The organism is Phycicoccus sp. Soil803 (genome assembly GCF_001429685.1).
In the GTDB taxonomy this organism is placed as follows: Bacteria; Actinomycetota; Actinomycetes; order Actinomycetales; family Dermatophilaceae; genus Pedococcus.
The window spans coordinates 4,351,406-4,369,400 of sequence record NZ_LMST01000001.1 but is presented as its reverse complement, the minus strand read 5'-3'; the positions used below and the strand labels follow the sequence as shown (position 1 = coordinate 4,369,400).

The following is a 17,995-nucleotide window of genomic DNA, read 5'->3' as shown; positions in this document are numbered from 1 at the left end:
CGGTCACGCTACGTGATGTCGGCGGCCTCCACCGCCCGGGCGGTGTCCCAGGTGCGCTCGAACCCGTCCAGGAAGTGGGTGAACATGCGTCCACCGGGCAGGTGGTGCAGCTGGAGCACGGGCGAGCTGCCGGCGGCGGATCCCAGGACGTGGGTGTTGACGAGCAGGTCGTCGTCGAACCGGAACATCGAGGCGTAGAGGGTCTGCTCGTGCATGCGGGCCGCGATGTTCGGCTCGTCGAGGAAGGGCCGGAAGTACTTCCAGGTCAGGGTGCACCGGTCGGCGAGCGAGGACCCGATGCCTTCCTCCAGGCCGCGCAGCCGCACCGCGTCGCAGGCCGGGTCACCCAGGCACAGGCGCACCTGGACACCGTCTGCGGCCCGTTGCGCGAGGGTGGCGTCGAAGTCCGGCACCGCGTCGTGCAGGAATGTGGCTGCGAAGGCGAGGATGTCGATCTGCCGGCGCGCCTGGTTGAGCAGACCGGACCAGAGCGCCATCGGGATGGCGCCACGGCTGGGGTGGATGCCCACGAGCTCTTCGCGGCTTGTCTCGCCTCGCTGCGCCTCCGAAACCGCTGTGGGCCAAAGGAAGCCGTCGTCCTTGCCGACCGCGCTGGCGACCGCCATCCGGTGAACGCGATGCGGCACGCGGTCCTTGCTGATCCAACGTTCGACGGTCTTGGGGTCCACCCCGACGATCTCGCTGAGGCCGCCGACAGACAGGTTCGCGCCGACCAGCGCCGCCCGTAGTCGCTCGTTCGCCATCGCGTTCCTCCCTGCCTCGTCCGGGACGCGCTGTCTCATGTGCCGCGCCGCCGGACGTCCCGAACCGTCCCACGGCGCGGTTATCGCGTCCCCGCCCCAGCGGCTGTCCTGATCATGCGCCGCATCAGCGGCGGTCGCTCGGCGAGAGCGGCCAGTGACTAGTGAAGCGGATGGACGCCGTGAACGGCAGACCTGCGCAGGCCCCTGTGGATAACCCGCGAACCGTCGCATCATCCACAGGCACGCTGGCCGTCGGTTGCCGATCACTGGTCGGCGCCCTTGCCTGAAAGGCAACGGCGCTTGTCCGCATCCGGGACAGGGGAGGCAGTGATGACGTTCAGACAGCAAGGCAGGGCGCAGGCGGTGATGCGAGCGCTCTTGGACTGCCCGCGGCTCGACAGGCCCAGCAGGCAACGCGACCGGCTGTGGCTGGTGGTCCGCGACGAGGTGTGCACCCGCACCAGTGCCGAGGTCGTCCCGCTCGGGTCGACCGCAGCGGTCACAGTCACCGAGGACCACGCCACCGCGGAGCTGATCTGTGCCATGGAGTGGCTGTTCAAGCACGAGACCAAGGCACGCAGGCTGCGTCCAGACGCCCTCTACTCCCACCTGCGCAGCGCCGCCACGCGCCGCGACCGCGGCTCGGCCCGCGCTGCCCAGGCCGACGCCCTGCGCGGCATGACGGGTGTCCGCCCCGGTGATGCGGTGCAGTGGGTCTCCCGCGAAGCGATGGAGGCCTGGTGATGGCTACGGCGCTGGACGAATGGATCCGCGACGAGCTCCGGCTCGGACAGCACGACCCCCGACTGGCGGTCGTCGCGCCGGCGGCAGACATCCTGCTGTCCCGCGCGGTGGCCGCGGCGCAGCGGGGCGCGACCGACCCGCTGGTCACGGTGACCTCCAAACGCGCCGGAGGGAACTCGCGCGCCTGCACCAAGCGGATGCTGGAGCAGCTCGGCCTCGAGCCAGAGGCCCGCCGAGTGGTGCACCGCCTGCTGGCCGGGAGTCCCTCAGGCTGGCCGGGGCTGCTGCGCATCTTCAGCGAACAGCGCCACCTGAGCGATGCGGAGCGGACCCACGCCCGCCGCCAGCTGGGACTGCTGAACGGCTGAGAAGACCACCATTGAGGGCTAGAACGGTGCTGTGGTTCAGGGCGCCGCGGTTGAGCGGATCGGATCCAGTGCGGGGTGCGAGACGAGTGCCTCGGGCCCGTACAGCATGGCCACACCGGCGACCGCCAGCACCGCGGCCTGCGGTCCGGAGAAGAGCCGGGGGCGGCCATCACCGTAGTCGAGGATCACATGGCCGGCGGCCAGGTCCGCCTCGAACCCGACCAGGGTCGACCACCATTGCGAACGGAGGGTGCCGTCGGGCAGCCGCACCAGCAGCCGGTGGTCGGTGACGACGACGTGGCACCACAGGGCTGGGCTCCACTGCCCGTCGACGCGCCAGCGCACCCAACACCAGGTGGTGCGGTGAGCGGTCTCCCCGTTCTCGAGGACGATGCCGAGCCCCATGACGTCGACGTGCTCGGGTGCCCGTAGGCCGCCCAGCTCCAGGGCGAGAGCGCGAGCATCAGCGGCCGCGACCTGCCCTGCCAAGCCCGGCGCAGGGGCGGGCGCGGGCTTGTTGGCTCGGAGCCTGGTTCGCATCGTTTCTCCCTGACGGTTGTGGCTTCCTGACACTGTCTCGCACGATCACGACAGTGCAACCTCACCAGACCGTTGGTGCCCCGGCGCGGTCGTACACCGGCCATGACACCAATGCGCGTCGTCGCCGTGCTGGTCGCCGGTGCCGTGGCCGTCGGGGTCGTGGGCCTGACCGCGGTCGCGGGTGCGCTGCCCCAGGCGACACCGGTGCTGGTGTGCGCCGGCACCGGCCCGGTGGCCGGGCTCAGCGACGCCCAGGCACGGAACGCCCGCACCGTCGTTGCCACGGCCTCGACCCGCGGCGGGCACCAGGCCGCGGTGATCGCCGTCATGACCGCCATGACCGAGTCGAGTCTGCTGATCCTGGGCAACCCGAACGACCCCGACGGCACCACGCTTCCCAACCAAGGACTGGGGTACGACCACGACTCCCTAGGGCTGTTCCAGCAACGCCCCGGCTGGGGCACCGCCGCCCAGCGGATGGACCCGGTCGCCTCGACCAACCTGTTCCTCGACACCCTTCTGGCCCTGCCGGGATGGCAGCAGGCCGATCCGTGGGTCGCGGCCCAGCACGTGCAGCGGTCCGCCTGGACCGGCACCCCCACCGAGGTCAACAGCTGGTCCGACAGGGTCGGTGGCAACTACCTGGGCAACGCCCAGCGCGCCGGGAGCATCGTCGACACCATCGTGGCCACCACACCGGACTGCGGCGCCGGCCCCACCGACACGGTCCCCGCAGGCCTGCCGCCGGGGTACACCCTGCCCGCCGACACCTCCCCCGCCGCGCGGGTCGCGGTCACCTTCGCCCTGGCGCAGCTCGGCAAACCGTACGTGTGGGGAGCAACCGGCCCCACGGGATACGACTGCTCCGGGCTCACCGGCACGGCCTGGCGAGCCGCCGGGGTGGCGATCGGCCGCACCACCTACGAGCAGGTGCACGACGGCACCGCCACCACCCTGCAAGGCCTCGCCCCGGGGGACCTGATCCTGACCCCCGGCAGCGACGGCACCCTCGCCGCCCCGGGCCACGTCGGCATGTACATCGGCGACGGCCGGGTCGTGGAGGCCCCGCAGACCGGGGACGTGGTCAAGGTCGTGGCCCTGTCCTCGTACGTCTCCGGCGGCGTCTCGGCGATCCGGCACATCGCGTGAACCCGCGCCGACCGATGGTGCCCCCAGCGGCCCGTACACCAAGTACGTGCGCGGGACCGGCCCGCCGCAGCTGCGAAAGGCAACGCCATGTCGGCACCCACCATCGACATCCAACCCAACACCACCGGCCTGCCCGGACTGGCCGCGCTGGAGTCCATCGTCGGCGCCCTGCTCACCTTCGGGCTGATCGCCGCGGTCGCCGGGGTCGCGATCTCCGCCTCCGCCTGGGCGGTCGGCGCGCACTCCTCCAACCCGCACGTGGCGGGCAAGGGCAAGTCCGGGGTCCTGGTGGCCGGCGGTGCGGCCCTGTTGATCGGCGCCGCCAACACGATCGTCACCTTCTTCAACAACGCCGGAGCCTCGATCCGATGAGACAAATTGGTACGCCGTGCCCCCGGCACTCCGGGCGCCGCCGCCTCTACGTGGGGTCCGTGGTCAGCCTGCTGGCCATCGTGGTCGCGGTCACCGGACTGCTCACCCGCAACCACAGCACCTCGGACAGCGTTGACCGCGTAGTTCCGGCGCCTGTCCCGAGTGCGCCGCGCCCAGGGGCCGACCGCGCCGTTCCGCCACCCTCCTCGGGGCGGGAGGTCGACGACGCCGTGGCGGCCATCGCCAGGACACCGCGGTACCCGGCCGCCCCAGCCGCCACCCGCATCACCGGCATCACGGCCCGGCAGCCGGACCTGTACGCCGCCGAGTTCGTCCGCCGCCTCCTGACCCGGGACTACACCAGGCCACGCGAGGAGCAGCTGCGTTGGGTGCAGGCCGAGTCAGCGACCACCACCGAACCGCTCGTCATCGGGCTCGTGCCGGATCATCTGCGGGACAGGTTCGCAATCTGGTCGGTCACCGGCGCCACCGACGGCCCCGCGCCGGTACCGCCGCCTCCTGAATGGGCGCGGCTCGGGGCGGTTCGCGCCGTCGACACCGCCACGGTGGAGCGGGTGCAGGAACCGACCGCGTGGATCGGGGCCGTGCAAGCCGGGCGGATCACCGACCCCGGCATCACGGCCCGCCAGGTGAGCGCCACCGTCACCAGGCGGACCGGAGCCACGACGCAGACCTTCAGCGTCTCGGCCAGCCTCAACCTGGAGGGACCCCCGGTCCGTCCCACCTGGGGCGTCGTCGCGGTCATCACCTACACCGCCATCCCGGTGAGCACGTCATGAGCTGCACCGGCCCCAACACCCTCAACCCGCTGTGCATGGTGTCGAACGCCGTCGCTGACCAGGCCAACGCCGCGGCCACGTCGACGTTCACCCACATCGCCGGGTACTTCGGCACGGCCGCCGAGCACGCCACCGTGTGGCTATGGAAGGAGATCGACCACGCCACCACCCTCGACCTGCGCTCCCCCGAACTGCTGCGCGAGCTCGCCATCACCGGCGCGATCGCCGGCGTGATCTGCATGGGCCTGTTCGTCATCCAGGTGATCCGTGGGGTCCTGCGCCGCGAAGCCGAAGCCCTCGGGCGCGCCCTTACCGGGCTGGTCGTCGCGACCATCGGCACGACCTTCGCCCTGGCAGCCACCCAAGCCCTGCTGACCGCGGTCGACGCGCTCAGCGCCGGCGTCGTCCAGGCCACCATGGGCACCAACATTTCCGGTCTGGGTGCCAGGCTCACCGCAGTCCGGCTGTCCAGTACCGGGAACCCGGCCACCGTACTGCTGCTGTCCCTGGTGATCCTGGCCGCGGTGGTGATCGTGTGGGCCGCAATGCTCGCCCGCAAGCTGATGCTGCTCGTAGCCGCCGTGCTGGCCCCGATCGCGTTCGCCGGCGCGGTCGCGGACTTCTCCCGAGCCTGGGTGCGGCGCTGGATCGAGTTCGTCGTCGCGATGGTGGCCTGCAAGCTGCTGCTGGTCATCATCTTGTCCATCGGGGTCGCCGTCCTCGACGGCGCCGGACAGGCCTCCAGTGGCGCCACCCAAGCCACCACCCAGATGGTCGGCGGCGCCCTGGTCTTGTTGCTGGGCGGCCTGGCGCCGTGGATCGCGATCAAGACCTGCACCTTCGCCGGTGAGGCGCTGCACGCCGCGCACGTCAGCGCCATCCACTCCACCAGCGGCGCCCGCGTCGTGATCAGCGCCCCGCGCAAGGTCGTCGCACTGACATCGACCGCGCGCGCCCTCGTCCCCGGTGTCGGGGCCGCAGGTGGAGTCGCCCTCGGCATGACGGCCGGCGGAGGCGGCGGCCGTGCACCGGCCAAACGCGGCGACGCGTCCGGCCCCCTCGACAACTCACCCCGTCCAGTCGAGGCCCACGGCGACGGACCCGCCCAGAGCCGCCCGGTTGGGGCCGGCGAGCAACCCAGCCGAGTCGCAGCCTCGGCCACGCCCCCGGCCTCAACCGGGCCAGCCAGCCCCCGCCACTCCACGGCACCGCCCGGGACGAGCCCGCAACCCGATCGAGCATCCGCGCCGACGGGTCCGGACTCCCACGCCGGTGCGCCGCAACCGCAGCCACCGCACCAGCCGCCCCCTCGACAGTGAGGAACGAGCATGACCGACACCCTGACCGACACCCGCCACAGCCCCGCGGCTGCGCCCGCCGCGGTCCGCTTCTCCCGGCTGCCCCAGCGCGGCATACTCCTCGGGCTCTCCGCCTCCCGGCTGGTGTGCCTTGGCATCTCCGCTGCTGTGCTCGTGGTTTCCCTGTTCGCGGCCGGCTCCACCGGTGCCGCGTTCACCCTGCCCCTGTGGGCAGGCGCGGCCGCTGCGGCGCTGGTCCGCTGGCGCGGCAAGACCCTCGTCGAGCTCGCACCCACAGCGCTGCACTTCCTGTGGCGTGCCCGCACGGGGCAGACCCGCTACCGCGCCCGCCCCGAACGGCCCCGCCCCGGAGGCACGCTAGCGCTACCCGGTGAAGCGGCCGCGCTGCGCTTCCTGCCCGACCCCGACACCGCGATGCTGCACGACCCGCACCAGCACACCCTGACCGCGGTCGCGCTGGTGCGGCATCCCGCGTTCGTGCTGCTCTCACCGGACGAGCAGGCGCGCCGGGTGCACGGCTGGTCCCGCGCCCTAGCTCACCTCGCCGCCACCGGCGGCACCCGCGTCCAGGTCCTGGAGATCTCGCTGCCCGACGCCGGACGCGGCATCACCGGCTGGTGGCAAACCCACCGCGCCGGGGACCCCAACGGCTGGGCAGCGCGACAGTACGAGGAGCTCATGACGACCGTCGTCCCGGCCGCCGCCACCCACCGCACCCTGGTCGCCCTGTCGCTCGACCTGCGAAAGGCCCGGGCCCACATCCGGCAGTCCGGACGCGGCCTGCAAGGGGCCGCGGCATTCCTGAAGCAGGAGATGACCTCGCTCGAGGCCAACCTGCGCGCCGCCGACCTCATCCTCGACACCTGGCTGGGGGAGGCCGACCTCGCCGCAACGCTACGCACCGCCTACGACCCCGGCTACGGCGCGGGCGACCACATCCCGGCACGCCTAGAGGGCGCTGGGCCGGTCGCGGTCGACGAGCACTGGGACCACCTGCGGCACGACACCGCCTACTCCGCCGTGCTGTGGGTCAAGGAGTGGCCGCAGACCGCTGCGCCGCCGTTCTTCCTGCACGCCCTCATCTTCCAGCCCGCCATCCGCAAGACCCTGTCGATCAGTTACGAACCGGTCCCGGTCGAGGAGGCCATGCGCGACATCCGCCGCGCCAAGGTCGAGTACGCCACCGACGCCGCCCAGAAGGCCAAGATGGGTGTGCTCGCCGACCTGTCCGAATCGGTCGAGGCCGCCGACGTCCTCGACCGCGAACGGGCCCTGGTCGCCGGGCACGCCGACATCCGGTTCACCGGGATGCTCACCATCACCACCCCCACCCGGGACCAGCTCGAGGCCGCGGTCGCCGAGATCACCCGGGCCGCCATCCAGTCCGGATGCGAAATCCAGCGCCTGCTCGGGCAGCAAGCGCGCGCGTTCACGGCGGCCGCGCTGCCCCTGGCCCGCAAGGTCGCCCGATGACCCGGCCTGCCGCCTTCTACTCCGCCACCGGCAAGCGACGAGGAATGCCGCGGGGCCGGCAAGGCACCCTGTGGGGCGTCAGCAAGGGGCCGGGGTCCCGGCCGCCGGAGACGGTGCCGGAAGCCGACGCCGCGGCGTACCTGCCCGCCCGCGGCGAGCCCGGACCGGAGGCGGGCCGGTCGCTGCGCCCGTTCCGGCTCCCGGCCCACCGCGCCACCTCCGACGTCGTCGCGGGCGCCTACCCGTTCCTCGCCGAAGCCGGACTCGGCTCGGAGGGGCTCTACATCGGGCAGGACGCCTGGTCCGGCGGCGGGTTCTGCTTCGACCCCTGGGTCCTGTACGGCACCGGCGTACTCACCAACCCCAACTGCGTCCTTGCGGGCGTGGTCGGCAAGGGCAAGTCGTTCCTGGCCAAGTCGATCGCCACACGCTCCATCGCCCTCGGCCGTCGCGTGTACGTTCCCGGCGACCCCAAAGGGGAGTGGACCGCGGTCGCTGCCGCGGTCGGCGGCGCGTCGATCCAGCTCGGCGGCGGAACCCGCCGCCGGCTCAACCCCCTCGACCCCGGCCCCCGAAACTCGCAGGCCAGCGACGAGGAATGGCGCCACGAGGCCACCCTGCGCAGGCGGGTGCTGCTGGGGTCGCTGGCCGAGTCAGCGCTCGGCCGGCCGTTGCAGGCGGTTGAACACACCGCCCTCGACGTCGCCCTCGACAACGCCATCCAGGCCGCTGCCGAACCGACCCTCCCCCTGGTGGTGCAGGCCGTGCTGGAACCCCGCGACTCCGTACCCGGAGCGACCGTCGGCGAGCTCGCCCACGACGGCCGCCCCCTCGGACACGCGCTGCGCCGACTCGTCGCCGGCGACCTCGCGGGCCTGTTCGACGGCCCATCCACCGTCGAACTCGACCCCACCCTGCCCATGGTGACACTCGACCTGTCCCGCGTGCAGGGATCGGACCAGATGATCGCCATGCTCATGACCTGCGCCTCAGCCTGGATGGAAGCAGCGCTCACCGACCCGCACGGTGGACAGCGGTGGGTCATCTACGACGAAGCCTGGCGACTCATGCGACAGCCCGCCCTCCTCGCCCGGATGCAGTCGCAATGGAAGCTGTCCCGCGGGCTCGGGATCGCGAACCTGCTCATCGTGCACCGGCTGTCGGACCTCGACGCCGTCGGCGACCACGGCTCCGAAGCCCGCGCCCTCGCACGTGGACTCCTGGCCGACTGCTCCACCAAAATCGTCTACCAGCAAGAGGTCAGCGAAGCCGCGCACGCCGCGATCCAACTCGGGCTCACCACCGCTGAACGTGACCAGCTCCCGGATCTCCAACGAGGAGAAGGCCTTTGGCGCATCGGCAACCACGCCTTCGTCGTTCGCCACACCGTCACCGCTGGAGAGTCCGGAATGTTCAACACAGACTCCCGCATGAGACTGGAGTAGCGAGGCGGGGCAGCGACGCTGCGCGACATCCCCTCCGGAGCTGACGACAATACTCGCGCGCGCCACTAGGCACGGAGAGGATACAGGCGAGCCCATCCGTAGCACTCTGCTTCACGAACATGCGCTCTAGCGATGAGAGCGATCATGATGGGCGACGGCGCATTCATATAACCACCCGGTCCCCTCGCGGCCGGCGTCTCGCCCACTCCACAATGTGGACTTTCGTTCCTTTACATTTCGCGACCGCAATCATTACCTTCACCGGTGCGGTAACGCACTCGAGGCACGAGCCGGGTAACCGCAGCGACGGCCCGTTTCGCCAGCTCGCCCGGGCACCTACATCAACGGCAAACCCGACCGCAGTCCCGTCGTCCTGCCGCATCAATCGTCCGGGTGCACTCGACCGCCGAACCGGTATGGCCTCGGTGATAGAGCGTGAGCCACGTCACACCCAAGTCGCCGAGATACCCGACGGTAGCTGTGTCCTTCTGCTGTCTAATTCGACACAGTCACAATCTGACGCCTTCGAGCCAGGCCATGACGCAGCAACGGACAGTCGTACAACGACATCCGGGTTGCCGCGGGTGATGTGAAGTCGGTTTGGGGACCATCGATTGTTGAATGCGCTGGGGCCGCATCTTCGCGGGCGGACTGCACAAGGGCTCAACGGCGCCGTTGCCGTTGATAGCTCATGAGCCGCCCTGACGCCGGGCGAACGGGCGGGGCCCGGAGGCCGCGTTCCCCCGACCAGCCTTGCGCCTTGATCGCCGACGACGATGCGAACGTGCGCGCCGCACTGTCCGCGGCTGTGTGCCTGGTTGGTCTTGCATCCGTCACGGTGGAGGACGGACGACAGGCCATCCAGATGCTGGCCGACCTGCGCCCGAGCTTGGTCCTGCTTGACGTGCAGCTGCCCGGTCTCAGTGGGATCGAAGTGTGCTGGTGGATCCGACGCCAGCGTCACCTTGCGGGTGTTCCGGTGATCCTGCTGAGTGCGCGTACTTCACAGTTTGAGATCGATGCGGGCCTGCTGGCCGGAGCGAACCACTACGTGACGAAGCCGATTACGAGTGCCCACATCACGGCCCTTGTCGCGCACCACCTGGTTGGCCGCCCCCCATTGCCGCCCCCGGCCCGCGTGATCATCACCGACCCAGCGGACTGAGCGGGCAAAGTTCATCGCCCACTGCCGTCCGACAGCCTTCTCGTCGAAACCCGTTGACGTTGAACCGGCTCGGGCTGCCTGAAGGCTCCTCGTGTGAGATCGGTCCCCAGGCCACACGCTGCTGCTGGCGTCGGGAAGACAGTGGTGACAGCCGCTTTCGCCGTGACCCTGCGCCGAGGCGGAGCAAACGTCGCTGTGTGAAGTCGCTGCAGACGGGGGTGACCGACGGCGAGGGCGGCGACCTCCGGGTCGTTCAGCAGTTCCTGCTTCCCGCGCCCTGATGACCACGGATAGACGAGTACTCCACCTTGCGTCGCGCCTGGCTTGAACGAGGTCGATTGAACAGCCGCGTCCTGCGCATCAGCCTAGATGTCCAGACACGTAGCGCGCAGGGGTTGGGTACTCGTGCCGAAGGTGTGGATTCCGGCTTGCATCGAGGATATTCACACGCGGAGGGCGGACAGGGGTCGATCTGGTCACCGAGCCCCCTCGCGACCAGATCGACCTCTCAGAAGAGCGAGGACCCCCCTTGCTCCACTGCCCTGCCTCGAATCAAACCCTATGGGAACAGTCAGCACGAGGTAAAGGAACGGTAAGAATTCGGGACTGGTGGGGCCGGGCACCACAAATGCCCGCTTCATTCACCCCGGCCGTTCCATTTTGTGAGACGCGTGAGGTGAGTCTGTCAGCGTGGCGGCACCCCTGCCTCGGAGGCGGCGGCCAGTTGAGACGGGGGCCGTGCCCGAAAATTGGTGAGCACCAGTTGGTGGCCCGAACGCTCTGTGACCCGTATCACGCGACATACGTGGTCAAAGGGGCACCTTCTCACGCCCGTATCGATGGGTGGACGCCTTCGGGCCAGACCCACATCACGATCAAGCCGGTCGACCGCAGTTTGTCCTCGACGTTTTCTTCGAATGCGCCCTTCTGCTTACGACCAAGCCGTAGGACCCGACCGATCTATCGTTGTCAAGGCACGAAGCACCCGCCACGTTCGGCGCGCTGCCACATCCCGGCTCCCTTCTGTTGTCAACCGGTCGCTTTGAGGTGGGTCTTTCGCGTCGAGGCGGCTGGGCGTAGCGTCGTTGGTGCGGGTCCGGGAAGTGGCTGATCCGAAGTGCCGGTGTGCGGGTGTGAGCCGGCCGCGCTGGATTCTTGAGTCGCCCCGCGGTGCCCTCCCGGACCCGCGTCCACGCTCTCGGGCCGGGCTGCTGCGGCATCGGTGACGAGCTGTCGGAAGATGGCGTCGGAGATGCGGCGTTTGAGGCAGCGCAGCGCTTCGAGGGGCTTCTTTCCTTCGGCTCGCTTACGACGGTAGTAGGCCTGCCCGTCGGTGGCGGTCCGCAGCTGGCTGACTGCGGCGATGTGGATCATGTGGTTGACCCGGCGGTTGCCCGCGCGGGAGAGGCGGTGGCGGTTCTGTTCTCCGGAGGAGGCGTCCAGGGGTGCGGTGCCGGTCCAGGACGCGAACCGGTTGCGGTCGGCGAAGCGGGCGACGTCGCCGACATCGGCCAGGACCCGGGCTGCGACGACCGGGCCGACGCCGTGGATGTCGGTCAGGTTCGGGCCCCGGGAGGCGACGATCGTCTTGAGCTCGGCGGTGGCCTTCTTCATTTTGACCTCGACGGCGATGAGCTCGGCGAGCTCTTCGGCGGCGATCCGTCGGCGGGTCTTCCCCGCCATGTCGCGCGGTCGGACCGAGGCCAGCATCCGCTTGGCCTGGCCGGTGGTGATGTCCTTCTTCGCCTGTCCCGGAAGCAGTTCCGCCAACAGGGCCTGAAGCCGGTCGACGGTTTGGACCCGTCGCCGGGTCAGGGCTTCGCGTCGTTCAACGAGCATCCGCAGCACCTCAAGCTCCGGGTCGACCGCCAGGACCCGCAGGTCCTTGGCGCGGACCGCGGCGACCGCCACGGAGTGCGCGTCGTGGGCGTCGGTCTTGCGGCCGTGCCCGGTGTCCAGCAGCCGCGCTCGGGCGGCGAGCTTGGCCGGGACGTCGACGACGTCCTCGCCGGCCTCGAGCAGTCGTTGTGCCAACGGCCGACCGACGCCGTTCGCGCCCTCGACCGCCCACACCCGCCTCGGCCACGTCTTGGCGTACTTGCGCATCGCGGCGAACCCAGCCTTGTCGGTGGTGAACCGGCCGTGTCCGAGCTTGCGTTCCTGATGGTCGACGACCTCGATCGTCGCTGACAGCTTGTGGGGATCGACCCCGATGATGATGCGCCCCATGCTCTTGCTCCCGCCTGATCTCGAACCGGTGTGGACGGCGAGGTGGGCAGTGCTACTACGAGCAGGGCAGTCCCTTCTTGAGCCACGCCTCGTCAGCGGCACCCGGCGGGCAGCAAGCCGGAAGAGAGCCACACCCGCGAAGGGTGGGCAGCCCACTAGAGAGCGTCCCGCCGGGCACCTGGACCGAGTCTGGCCAGACACCGGCCCTGAGGGAATCCTCTAGTAGCCCACTGTGGGCGCATCACCTCGACCAGTTGGGGCCACCCGAGGGCGCCGAGCCGGACCGCCTGCCGTCATCACCATGCTGATGTGCGGGGGAGTGTCCCGCCCGTTCAGGACGCCCGCGCTCTCTGGGCGAGGGAATGTCCGGGGTCATCCATAGACTCGGTCAGGGCGGGGCTCTCCGAGCCAAAGCAGCGTGGGAGGCAGGGGAACCGACATGCAGGTACGACAGGTCTGGATTCGCTTCTATAAGTCATTCAATTTCGACTACGAACTCAAGGCAACTCCCGGCGCGAAGTCACTTCCGTGGCAGCAGACCGATGACGGGTGGATGCCGCATGTTCGAATCCCGATCGAACCGGACATCACAGCTGTCGTTGGGGCCAATGAGTCTGGCAAGACGCACCTCCTCGACGCGATCAAGATCGTCTTGACCGGTGATGGCCTGTTCCAGAGAGACTTCTGCCGGTCATCCACACTGTTCTCGGTCGAGCATGGGTCTCGACTCTTTCCGGAGGTCGGCGCGACCTTCGTGCTTGACGATCCCGACGCCGCAGCCATCGATGAGCTCGCGATTCCCCGGCTTAGGAATGGCAACCTGCTTCTGCTTCGGCCCGATCCTGGTCACGTAGCCGTGGTGGATCATGAAGATAAGCGGATCACGCTCAGCGACGAGCAGGCGACCGGCCTCCAAGCACTCCTGCCTCACCCCCACGAGCTGGACACCGACATCGCCTTACCCGACTCGGTATCGATCGCGATGCTTGCTGGGAACAGCCCGGCGCTAGCGGGGCGCAAGAAGCGCTACGCGCTGATGGAACTGCTAGCTGCTGTGACCACCACTGAACAGGTGACTGCGAATGCGCCGGGGCTGCTCGAACTTGTGAACGGCACAGAGGCTGTTGCGTCCAAGAAGCAGAGAGAACAGCAGCTCGGAATCGACCTGCTGGTGAAGATCGCACATATCGAGCAGTCGAGCTTCAGGGAACTGCGAGAAGCGATCGCCGAGGAGCGGGAAGGCCTGGTCAACGGCCTCATCCAGGAGATGAACAACGCAATCGCGCGTCACCTCAACGTTTCGCGGTGGTGGAGCCAGGACCCTGAATTTCAGCTCCGGGTCTCGCCGCGTGAGCATGAACTCGTGTTCACGATCCGAGACCGCACAGGCACGGACTACTCATTCGCCGAGCGAAGTCGTGGGCTGCAGTATTTCCTGAGCTATTACGTGCAAATGCTCGCGCACGACCGGCCGGTCACGAAGCCGGAGGTGTTGCTTATGGACGAACCGGACGCGTATCTATCCGCGTCCGGTCAGCAGGATCTTCTCAGGGTTCTCGAGCATCATGCGCGACCGGACGATGCCGCTCGCGAGGACCAAGTCGTGTATGTCACCCACTCCCCTTTCCTGATCAACCGCAACGCGGGGCATCGGGTCCGGGTGGTAGACAAGGGGGCCCGCGACGAGGGGACGCGACACGTCAAGGACGCGACTCAGAACCATTACGAGCCGCTGCGCACGTCTCTCGGTGCGTTCGTCGCGGAAACCGCGTTTATCGGTGGCGACAACCTCTTCGTCGAGGGCATCGCCGATCAGGTCCTCCTGGCCGGGATGAACATGAGACTGCTGCGTTCAGGTGTAGCCCCAAGTCAATGCCTCGATCTCAACCGGGTGACGATCGTCGCCGGCGGCTCGCACATCCCCTACATGCTGTATCTGGCTCGCGGTCGAGATCAGATCAAGCCGGCATGCGTCGTTCTAGTAGACGGTGACGCCGCTGGCGACATCGCACGGAAGCAGATCAAGAAGGGCGGTGCCCACGGCAAGCCGACCGTAACAGAGGACCTGATCGTCCAAGTGGCCGAGTGGGCGGCCGCCACCGACCTTGAGGTCACCCCCGGGGTCGTCGTCCGAGAGCCGGAGGATCTTGTGCCGGTGGCGGTCGTGATCGCGGCAGCCCGGCGTTACTCGCGGGCGTTCCTGGGCCTCAACGATGACGAGGCGAAGAAGCTCACCGAGAAGGACGTGAAAAGCAGGCTCCAAGCTCGGGACGGGAGCATGTGGGACGCGCTCGATGACGCGTTCCAGGACGCCTTCGAGACCACAATCAGCAAGGCGGGTTTCGCGAAGGAACTCCTCGCCTATTTGTCTGCCTCACAGAGCGACACCAGCCGACCAGCGGGCGTCCCCGCCTTGGATGCGAACTTCGGCAAGCTACTGCACACGCTGGCGGACACCCTTAGCCTTGCGCAAGAGCGTGAGTCCACCAGCCGGCGCGACCAGCGGCTGGAGCGAACCATCGATACGTTCGTCGGCGACTATCCCACCGGATGTACTCGGGATCGAGCGCTCACGGTGCTCAAGCGGGTCGACGCCGCCATCGATGAGTCGCCCGCGGGAGACGTCATCAGAGCCAACACCGCGCGCCTGCGGAGGGATTTCAAGCTGACGCACGAACCGCTCAAGAACGTTGACGACTACACGAACTTCATCGAGCGGCTCGGCAACCTGCGCCTCTTGGAGCGCCTCACCAACCAAGGCGTCGTCCCAGACTCTTCGACGCATCACATTGGTGCCGTGCGCGGAAGCGAGGGATGAGCTCGCGCGTTCTTCTCCGGTTCCAGACGTGTCGTACGTCCCGCAGACACGAGAGTGGCGAAGCACATCTGGACGTCGACGCGACGTTTCTCTAGTCATTGTCAGAGGAAGAAGCGAGAATCTACACGGCTTGAACCTCTATCGCTGCCAATCCCTACGGGCTCCTGACCAATCGCGGCACGACCGACGCGTGAATGCCTTAGGTCGAGTCAGGACCCGTGCGACATCCGTGCCTCCCCGGCGGGATGGCCTATCCGCGGTGGGTGAGGAGTTCTTCGTACGTCCTTTCGCCGCGAGATGCAATCACGCTCAATGGCAGCAGCGAGTGCGACGAAGTCCCTAGACGTCGCCGACCGTTTCCCAGTCCGGTCCAGTGAAGGGAGCGGGGCCGTCCACTCGGCCGCCAAGTCGGACTAGGAGGCGCATGTGATAACCCACCTCTGGTCCGTTGGCACGGAGCACCGATGCCCTCAGGTCCGTCATCCTGTGGACAACGCGCACGAGTGGATCAGGGACGTATCCGAGAGACACTTCACCCTCGAGGACCAAGCGCGCCAAGGGGTTGAAGGTGTTCGTTGGTTCGTGCCGGATGGCCAGGGGGTGGCCCACCGGCAGGGTTGTGATGAGCTCTTGGGCCTCGGCAGTCGTGTAGCGCACGCCGTGAACGAGAAAGTCGAACTCAAGTCGCCCGCCTACGTCGGGTACCGCCACAGGGGTGAGTTCGATCTGGTCTTCAACGCGTCGCCCACCGGAGCGAGTCAGTACCTCAAACGGGGTGGCGTCCGTGCTCAAGTCGAGGGCACGCATCGTCTCAACGCGGTCTGGGCGACGGGGCGAGATAACCCGCTCGGCGAAAAGCGGGAAGAGCGACGATGAGGAGTATCCGCCGTCGGTTCTCGACAGACCCGGCAAGGGCGTGAACCAGGACGACGCCACAGCTTCGCGCAGATAGGCGAACCGGAAGATGCCGTCGCTGTGTTGCGACAGGAATCCCAGGGCGCGGTAGGCAGGAATGCTGGGGTCACGCTGAGTCACTAGAAGTCGGTGCATACCGAGGGAGTTCGAAGCTGGCCGTTCGATCATCGCAGCGGACATCACGCGCACAACCTCCTCTGGTTGGTTTCTAACACCGTCCCCATGAAGGTACTCGTAGCCACCGACAGCCCGGGGACACCGCGCAGGATCTCGCGCGATTGCTCTGGGGTAATCGCGGCCAGTTTCCTGAGCCATTCGCCAGCCTTGGGTCCGCCACGCTGAACGGCGTCCAACGCAAGGTCCACCAGCGTTCTAGACCGACCGCCCTCGAACCTGCCGGCCATCCCGCGTGCGCACCATGCGTCCACGTCAGCCGGAATGCCCGTGTCGCGCAGGCCAGATCCCAGAGCGCTGCCATGATCGAAGGACGGGGCAAGGCACACATCGTTGCCTCGATAGAGCATCGCCCAATTGACTGCGTGGCGATCGGTATTCGCAATCCATGCGTCGAACACCAGGTAGCCAGCAAACACATCAAAAGCCGGCACGTCCGAAAAGGCCCCGAACGGAGGCCCGAACAGCCCATCCATGAGGACTTGGATGTTGGAAAGGTTGTGCCCGGAGCGCTCCTTTACCTTCGGGTCGTTGGCACAGGAGACATAACCGTCGAACTCAGCGAGGACCAGGTCCCCTGAGGCCATGGACCATCCGTCGGGTATTGCGTATCGCGACAGACATCCCTCGAGTGCATCACGTCTTGCCAAGCGCACTTCTGCGGCGGGCAGCCCCAAGCAACGAGCAAGTTGGGACGCAATCCGCTCGACCCGATCATCGTTGCGTCGGTACTCAGTCGCGTGTTGACCTCCCGTCGCTTTCACGAGGCCAGTCTTGGCGGGTTTGAATAGCCACCAGTCCGCCCGTGACTCGCTTCTCTCAGCCCCCGGTGGCGTCAACCACGCCTTACCGTCCGCGCCGGCGGGCTCGTCTGCCAGCACCAGCCACGTACTGACGTCGACAATCGCATCACCCACAGCCCGAAACTAGCCCTCCGGGAGCCCGCGCACCGGGATTGGCGCGAAGTCGAGCGCCATCAGGCTGCAATGGCGATCCTCACAGTCTTTCCGCCGCATTACGGCTGCGCCAGGGCGAGGAGAGCCTTGGACAAGTGCGATGGCAGGGTTGGCACGGATCGCGGCGATTAGTGCTTGGAGCGGACGCGGGGGTGACGCCTCGATGCCAATACGAAACGCCGGATACGCCAGCAGTCATTCGTGGTTGAGATTAGCAATCTCAGCCGATAGGCGCAATCATTCTCTCCATGGCCAAGCAGACGACGGTAACCATCACCGATGACCTCGACGGTTCGACCAACGCGAAAGAGGTCTCATTCAGCCTTAACGGCAGGAGCTGGGTGATCGATCTCAGCGCGAAGAACCGCGCTGCCTTGGAGAAGGCCCTCAAGCCCTACATCGCTAAGGCGACCGAGCAGGGCCGGGGAAGCCGTCGTGCCAAGGCCGTTCGCTCGTCATCTCGAGCAAAGTCACGTACTGACCTTGCGGCGGTGCGGGATTGGGCGAAGAACAATGGTCATCAGGTGAGCGACCGTGGCCGGATCAGTGCGGATGTTCTGAAGGCATACGACACCGCTCAGTAGACCGCGAGCCGAGCAGGTTCACGGGCCGGGCAGAGTGCGGCATTCCGCCGGGCCCGGGAGCCGCAGGACGGGCCTCGCTGCGAACCTGGCGGACTATCCGACGAGCACTCGGGACATCAGGAGGATCGTTTGGTGGCCTGGCCGTACTATGCGGTTGCGGTCGTTGGTGACTCTGTCGGT

16 protein-coding genes are annotated in these 17,995 nt (G+C 68.0%); 11 read left to right on the top strand and 5 right to left on the bottom strand.

What is annotated here, in order from left to right:
- Positions 1-8: 8 nt before the first annotated feature.
- Positions 9-803, bottom strand: coding sequence for an XRE family transcriptional regulator (locus ASG95_RS20275; protein WP_235544080.1), 795 nt, complete (start codon positions 801-803; stop codon positions 9-11).
- 291 nt (positions 804-1,094) lie between these two features.
- On the opposite strand from ASG95_RS20275, the gene ASG95_RS20270 reads away from it, so the two are divergent.
- Positions 1,095-1,508 (top strand): hypothetical protein, encoded by a 414-nt coding sequence (locus ASG95_RS20270; RefSeq protein ID WP_157582335.1) that lies wholly within the window; start codon positions 1,095-1,097, stop codon positions 1,506-1,508.
- Entirely contained in the window at positions 1,508-1,876 is a 369-nt protein-coding gene (locus tag ASG95_RS20265) for a hypothetical protein (protein ID WP_157582332.1), read from the top strand. Before ASG95_RS20270 ends, ASG95_RS20265 begins: the two co-directional genes overlap by 1 nt.
- 36 nt (positions 1,877-1,912) lie before the next feature.
- Here ASG95_RS20265 and ASG95_RS20260 read toward each other — a convergent pair whose 3' ends face one another.
- Entirely contained in the window at positions 1,913-2,416 is a 504-nt protein-coding gene (locus ASG95_RS20260; RefSeq protein ID WP_157582329.1) for a hypothetical protein, read from the bottom strand.
- 102 nt (positions 2,417-2,518) lie between these two features.
- On the opposite strand from ASG95_RS20260, the gene ASG95_RS20255 reads away from it, so the two are divergent.
- From ASG95_RS20255 to ASG95_RS20225, 7 genes are all read left to right on the top strand, one after another.
- Positions 2,519-3,565: a C40 family peptidase gene (locus ASG95_RS20255; RefSeq protein WP_235544078.1), complete on the top strand. Its 1,047-nt coding sequence runs from the start codon at positions 2,519-2,521 to the stop codon at positions 3,563-3,565.
- An 87-nt stretch (positions 3,566-3,652) separates the two neighbouring features.
- The gene (locus ASG95_RS20250) at positions 3,653-3,937 is read left to right on the top strand and encodes a DUF6112 family protein (RefSeq protein ID WP_057378612.1); all 285 of its coding nucleotides are present in this window, start codon (positions 3,653-3,655) and stop codon (positions 3,935-3,937) included.
- Positions 3,934-4,737 (top strand): hypothetical protein, encoded by an 804-nt coding sequence (locus ASG95_RS20245; protein WP_157582326.1) that lies wholly within the window; start codon positions 3,934-3,936, stop codon positions 4,735-4,737. Before ASG95_RS20250 ends, ASG95_RS20245 begins: the two co-directional genes overlap by 4 nt.
- Positions 4,734-6,056, top strand: coding sequence for a hypothetical protein (locus ASG95_RS20240; protein ID WP_057378610.1), 1,323 nt, complete (start codon positions 4,734-4,736; stop codon positions 6,054-6,056). Before ASG95_RS20245 ends, ASG95_RS20240 begins: the two co-directional genes overlap by 4 nt.
- A gap of 9 nt (positions 6,057-6,065) precedes the next feature.
- Positions 6,066-7,529 carry an SCO6880 family protein gene (locus ASG95_RS20235; RefSeq protein WP_057378609.1) on the top strand — a complete coding sequence of 488 codons (1,464 nt, stop codon included), beginning with the start codon at positions 6,066-6,068 and terminating at the stop codon, positions 7,527-7,529.
- On the top strand, positions 7,526-8,974 hold the full coding sequence (locus tag ASG95_RS20230; protein WP_235544076.1) for a type IV secretory system conjugative DNA transfer family protein: 1,449 nt from the start codon (positions 7,526-7,528) through the stop codon (positions 8,972-8,974). The genes ASG95_RS20235 and ASG95_RS20230 overlap by 4 nt, the downstream gene beginning before the upstream one ends.
- A gap of 760 nt (positions 8,975-9,734) precedes the next feature.
- A complete protein-coding gene (locus ASG95_RS20225; RefSeq protein WP_235544074.1) occupies positions 9,735-10,139 on the top strand; it encodes a response regulator in 405 nt (134 codons plus the stop codon).
- A gap of 1,029 nt (positions 10,140-11,168) precedes the next feature.
- On the opposite strand, the gene ASG95_RS20220 is transcribed toward ASG95_RS20225, so the two are convergent.
- Complete coding sequence (locus tag ASG95_RS20220) at positions 11,169-12,368, bottom strand: IS110 family transposase (protein WP_057378607.1); 1,200 nt, start codon at positions 12,366-12,368, stop codon at positions 11,169-11,171.
- A 439-nt stretch (positions 12,369-12,807) separates the two neighbouring features.
- Here ASG95_RS20220 and ASG95_RS20215 point away from each other — a divergent pair, with 439 nt between their 5' ends.
- Positions 12,808-15,186 (top strand): AAA family ATPase, encoded by a 2,379-nt coding sequence (locus ASG95_RS20215; protein ID WP_157582323.1) that lies wholly within the window; start codon positions 12,808-12,810, stop codon positions 15,184-15,186.
- Between the two features lie 339 nt (positions 15,187-15,525).
- Here ASG95_RS20215 and ASG95_RS20210 read toward each other — a convergent pair whose 3' ends face one another.
- Both ASG95_RS20210 and ASG95_RS20205 read right to left on the bottom strand, forming a co-directional pair.
- The gene (locus tag ASG95_RS20210) at positions 15,526-16,281 is read right to left on the bottom strand and encodes a hypothetical protein (RefSeq protein ID WP_157582320.1); all 756 of its coding nucleotides are present in this window, start codon (positions 16,279-16,281) and stop codon (positions 15,526-15,528) included.
- The gene (locus tag ASG95_RS20205; RefSeq protein WP_235544260.1) at positions 16,281-17,156 is read right to left on the bottom strand and encodes a HipA domain-containing protein; all 876 of its coding nucleotides are present in this window, start codon (positions 17,154-17,156) and stop codon (positions 16,281-16,283) included. The genes ASG95_RS20210 and ASG95_RS20205 overlap by 1 nt, the downstream gene beginning before the upstream one ends.
- Positions 17,157-17,479: 323 nt before the next feature.
- Between ASG95_RS20205 and ASG95_RS21065 the strand changes: the two genes are divergently transcribed.
- Complete coding sequence (locus tag ASG95_RS21065) at positions 17,480-17,815, top strand: Lsr2 family protein (protein WP_082592968.1); 336 nt, start codon at positions 17,480-17,482, stop codon at positions 17,813-17,815.
- Positions 17,816-17,995 lie beyond the last annotated feature (180 nt).

Bases quoted from the DNA above. Each gene is read 5' to 3' on its own strand.
- ASG95_RS20265 (WP_157582332.1), top strand. From the start codon at position 1,508: ATGGCTACGGCGCTGGACGAATGGATCCGCGACGAGCTCCGGCTCGGA.
- ASG95_RS20250 (WP_057378612.1), top strand. From the start codon at position 3,653: ATGTCGGCACCCACCATCGACATCCAACCCAACACCACCGGCCTGCCC.
- ASG95_RS20230 (WP_235544076.1), top strand. From the start codon at position 7,526: ATGACCCGGCCTGCCGCCTTCTACTCCGCCACCGGCAAGCGACGAGGA.
- ASG95_RS20220 (WP_057378607.1), bottom strand. From the start codon at position 12,368: ATGGGGCGCATCATCATCGGGGTCGATCCCCACAAGCTGTCAGCGACG.
- ASG95_RS20210 (WP_157582320.1), bottom strand. From the start codon at position 16,281: ATGTCCGCTGCGATGATCGAACGGCCAGCTTCGAACTCCCTCGGTATG.
- ASG95_RS20235 (WP_057378609.1), top strand. From the start codon at position 6,066: ATGACCGACACCCTGACCGACACCCGCCACAGCCCCGCGGCTGCGCCC.
- ASG95_RS21065 (WP_082592968.1), top strand. From the start codon at position 17,480: ATGGCCAAGCAGACGACGGTAACCATCACCGATGACCTCGACGGTTCG.
- ASG95_RS20275 (WP_235544080.1), bottom strand. From the start codon at position 803: ATGAGACAGCGCGTCCCGGACGAGGCAGGGAGGAACGCGATGGCGAAC.
- ASG95_RS20260 (WP_157582329.1), bottom strand. From the start codon at position 2,416: ATGCGAACCAGGCTCCGAGCCAACAAGCCCGCGCCCGCCCCTGCGCCG.
- ASG95_RS20245 (WP_157582326.1), top strand. From the start codon at position 3,934: ATGAGACAAATTGGTACGCCGTGCCCCCGGCACTCCGGGCGCCGCCGC.
- ASG95_RS20270 (WP_157582335.1), top strand. From the start codon at position 1,095: ATGACGTTCAGACAGCAAGGCAGGGCGCAGGCGGTGATGCGAGCGCTC.
- ASG95_RS20215 (WP_157582323.1), top strand. From the start codon at position 12,808: ATGCAGGTACGACAGGTCTGGATTCGCTTCTATAAGTCATTCAATTTC.
- ASG95_RS20255 (WP_235544078.1), top strand. From the start codon at position 2,519: ATGACACCAATGCGCGTCGTCGCCGTGCTGGTCGCCGGTGCCGTGGCC.
- ASG95_RS20240 (WP_057378610.1), top strand. From the start codon at position 4,734: ATGAGCTGCACCGGCCCCAACACCCTCAACCCGCTGTGCATGGTGTCG.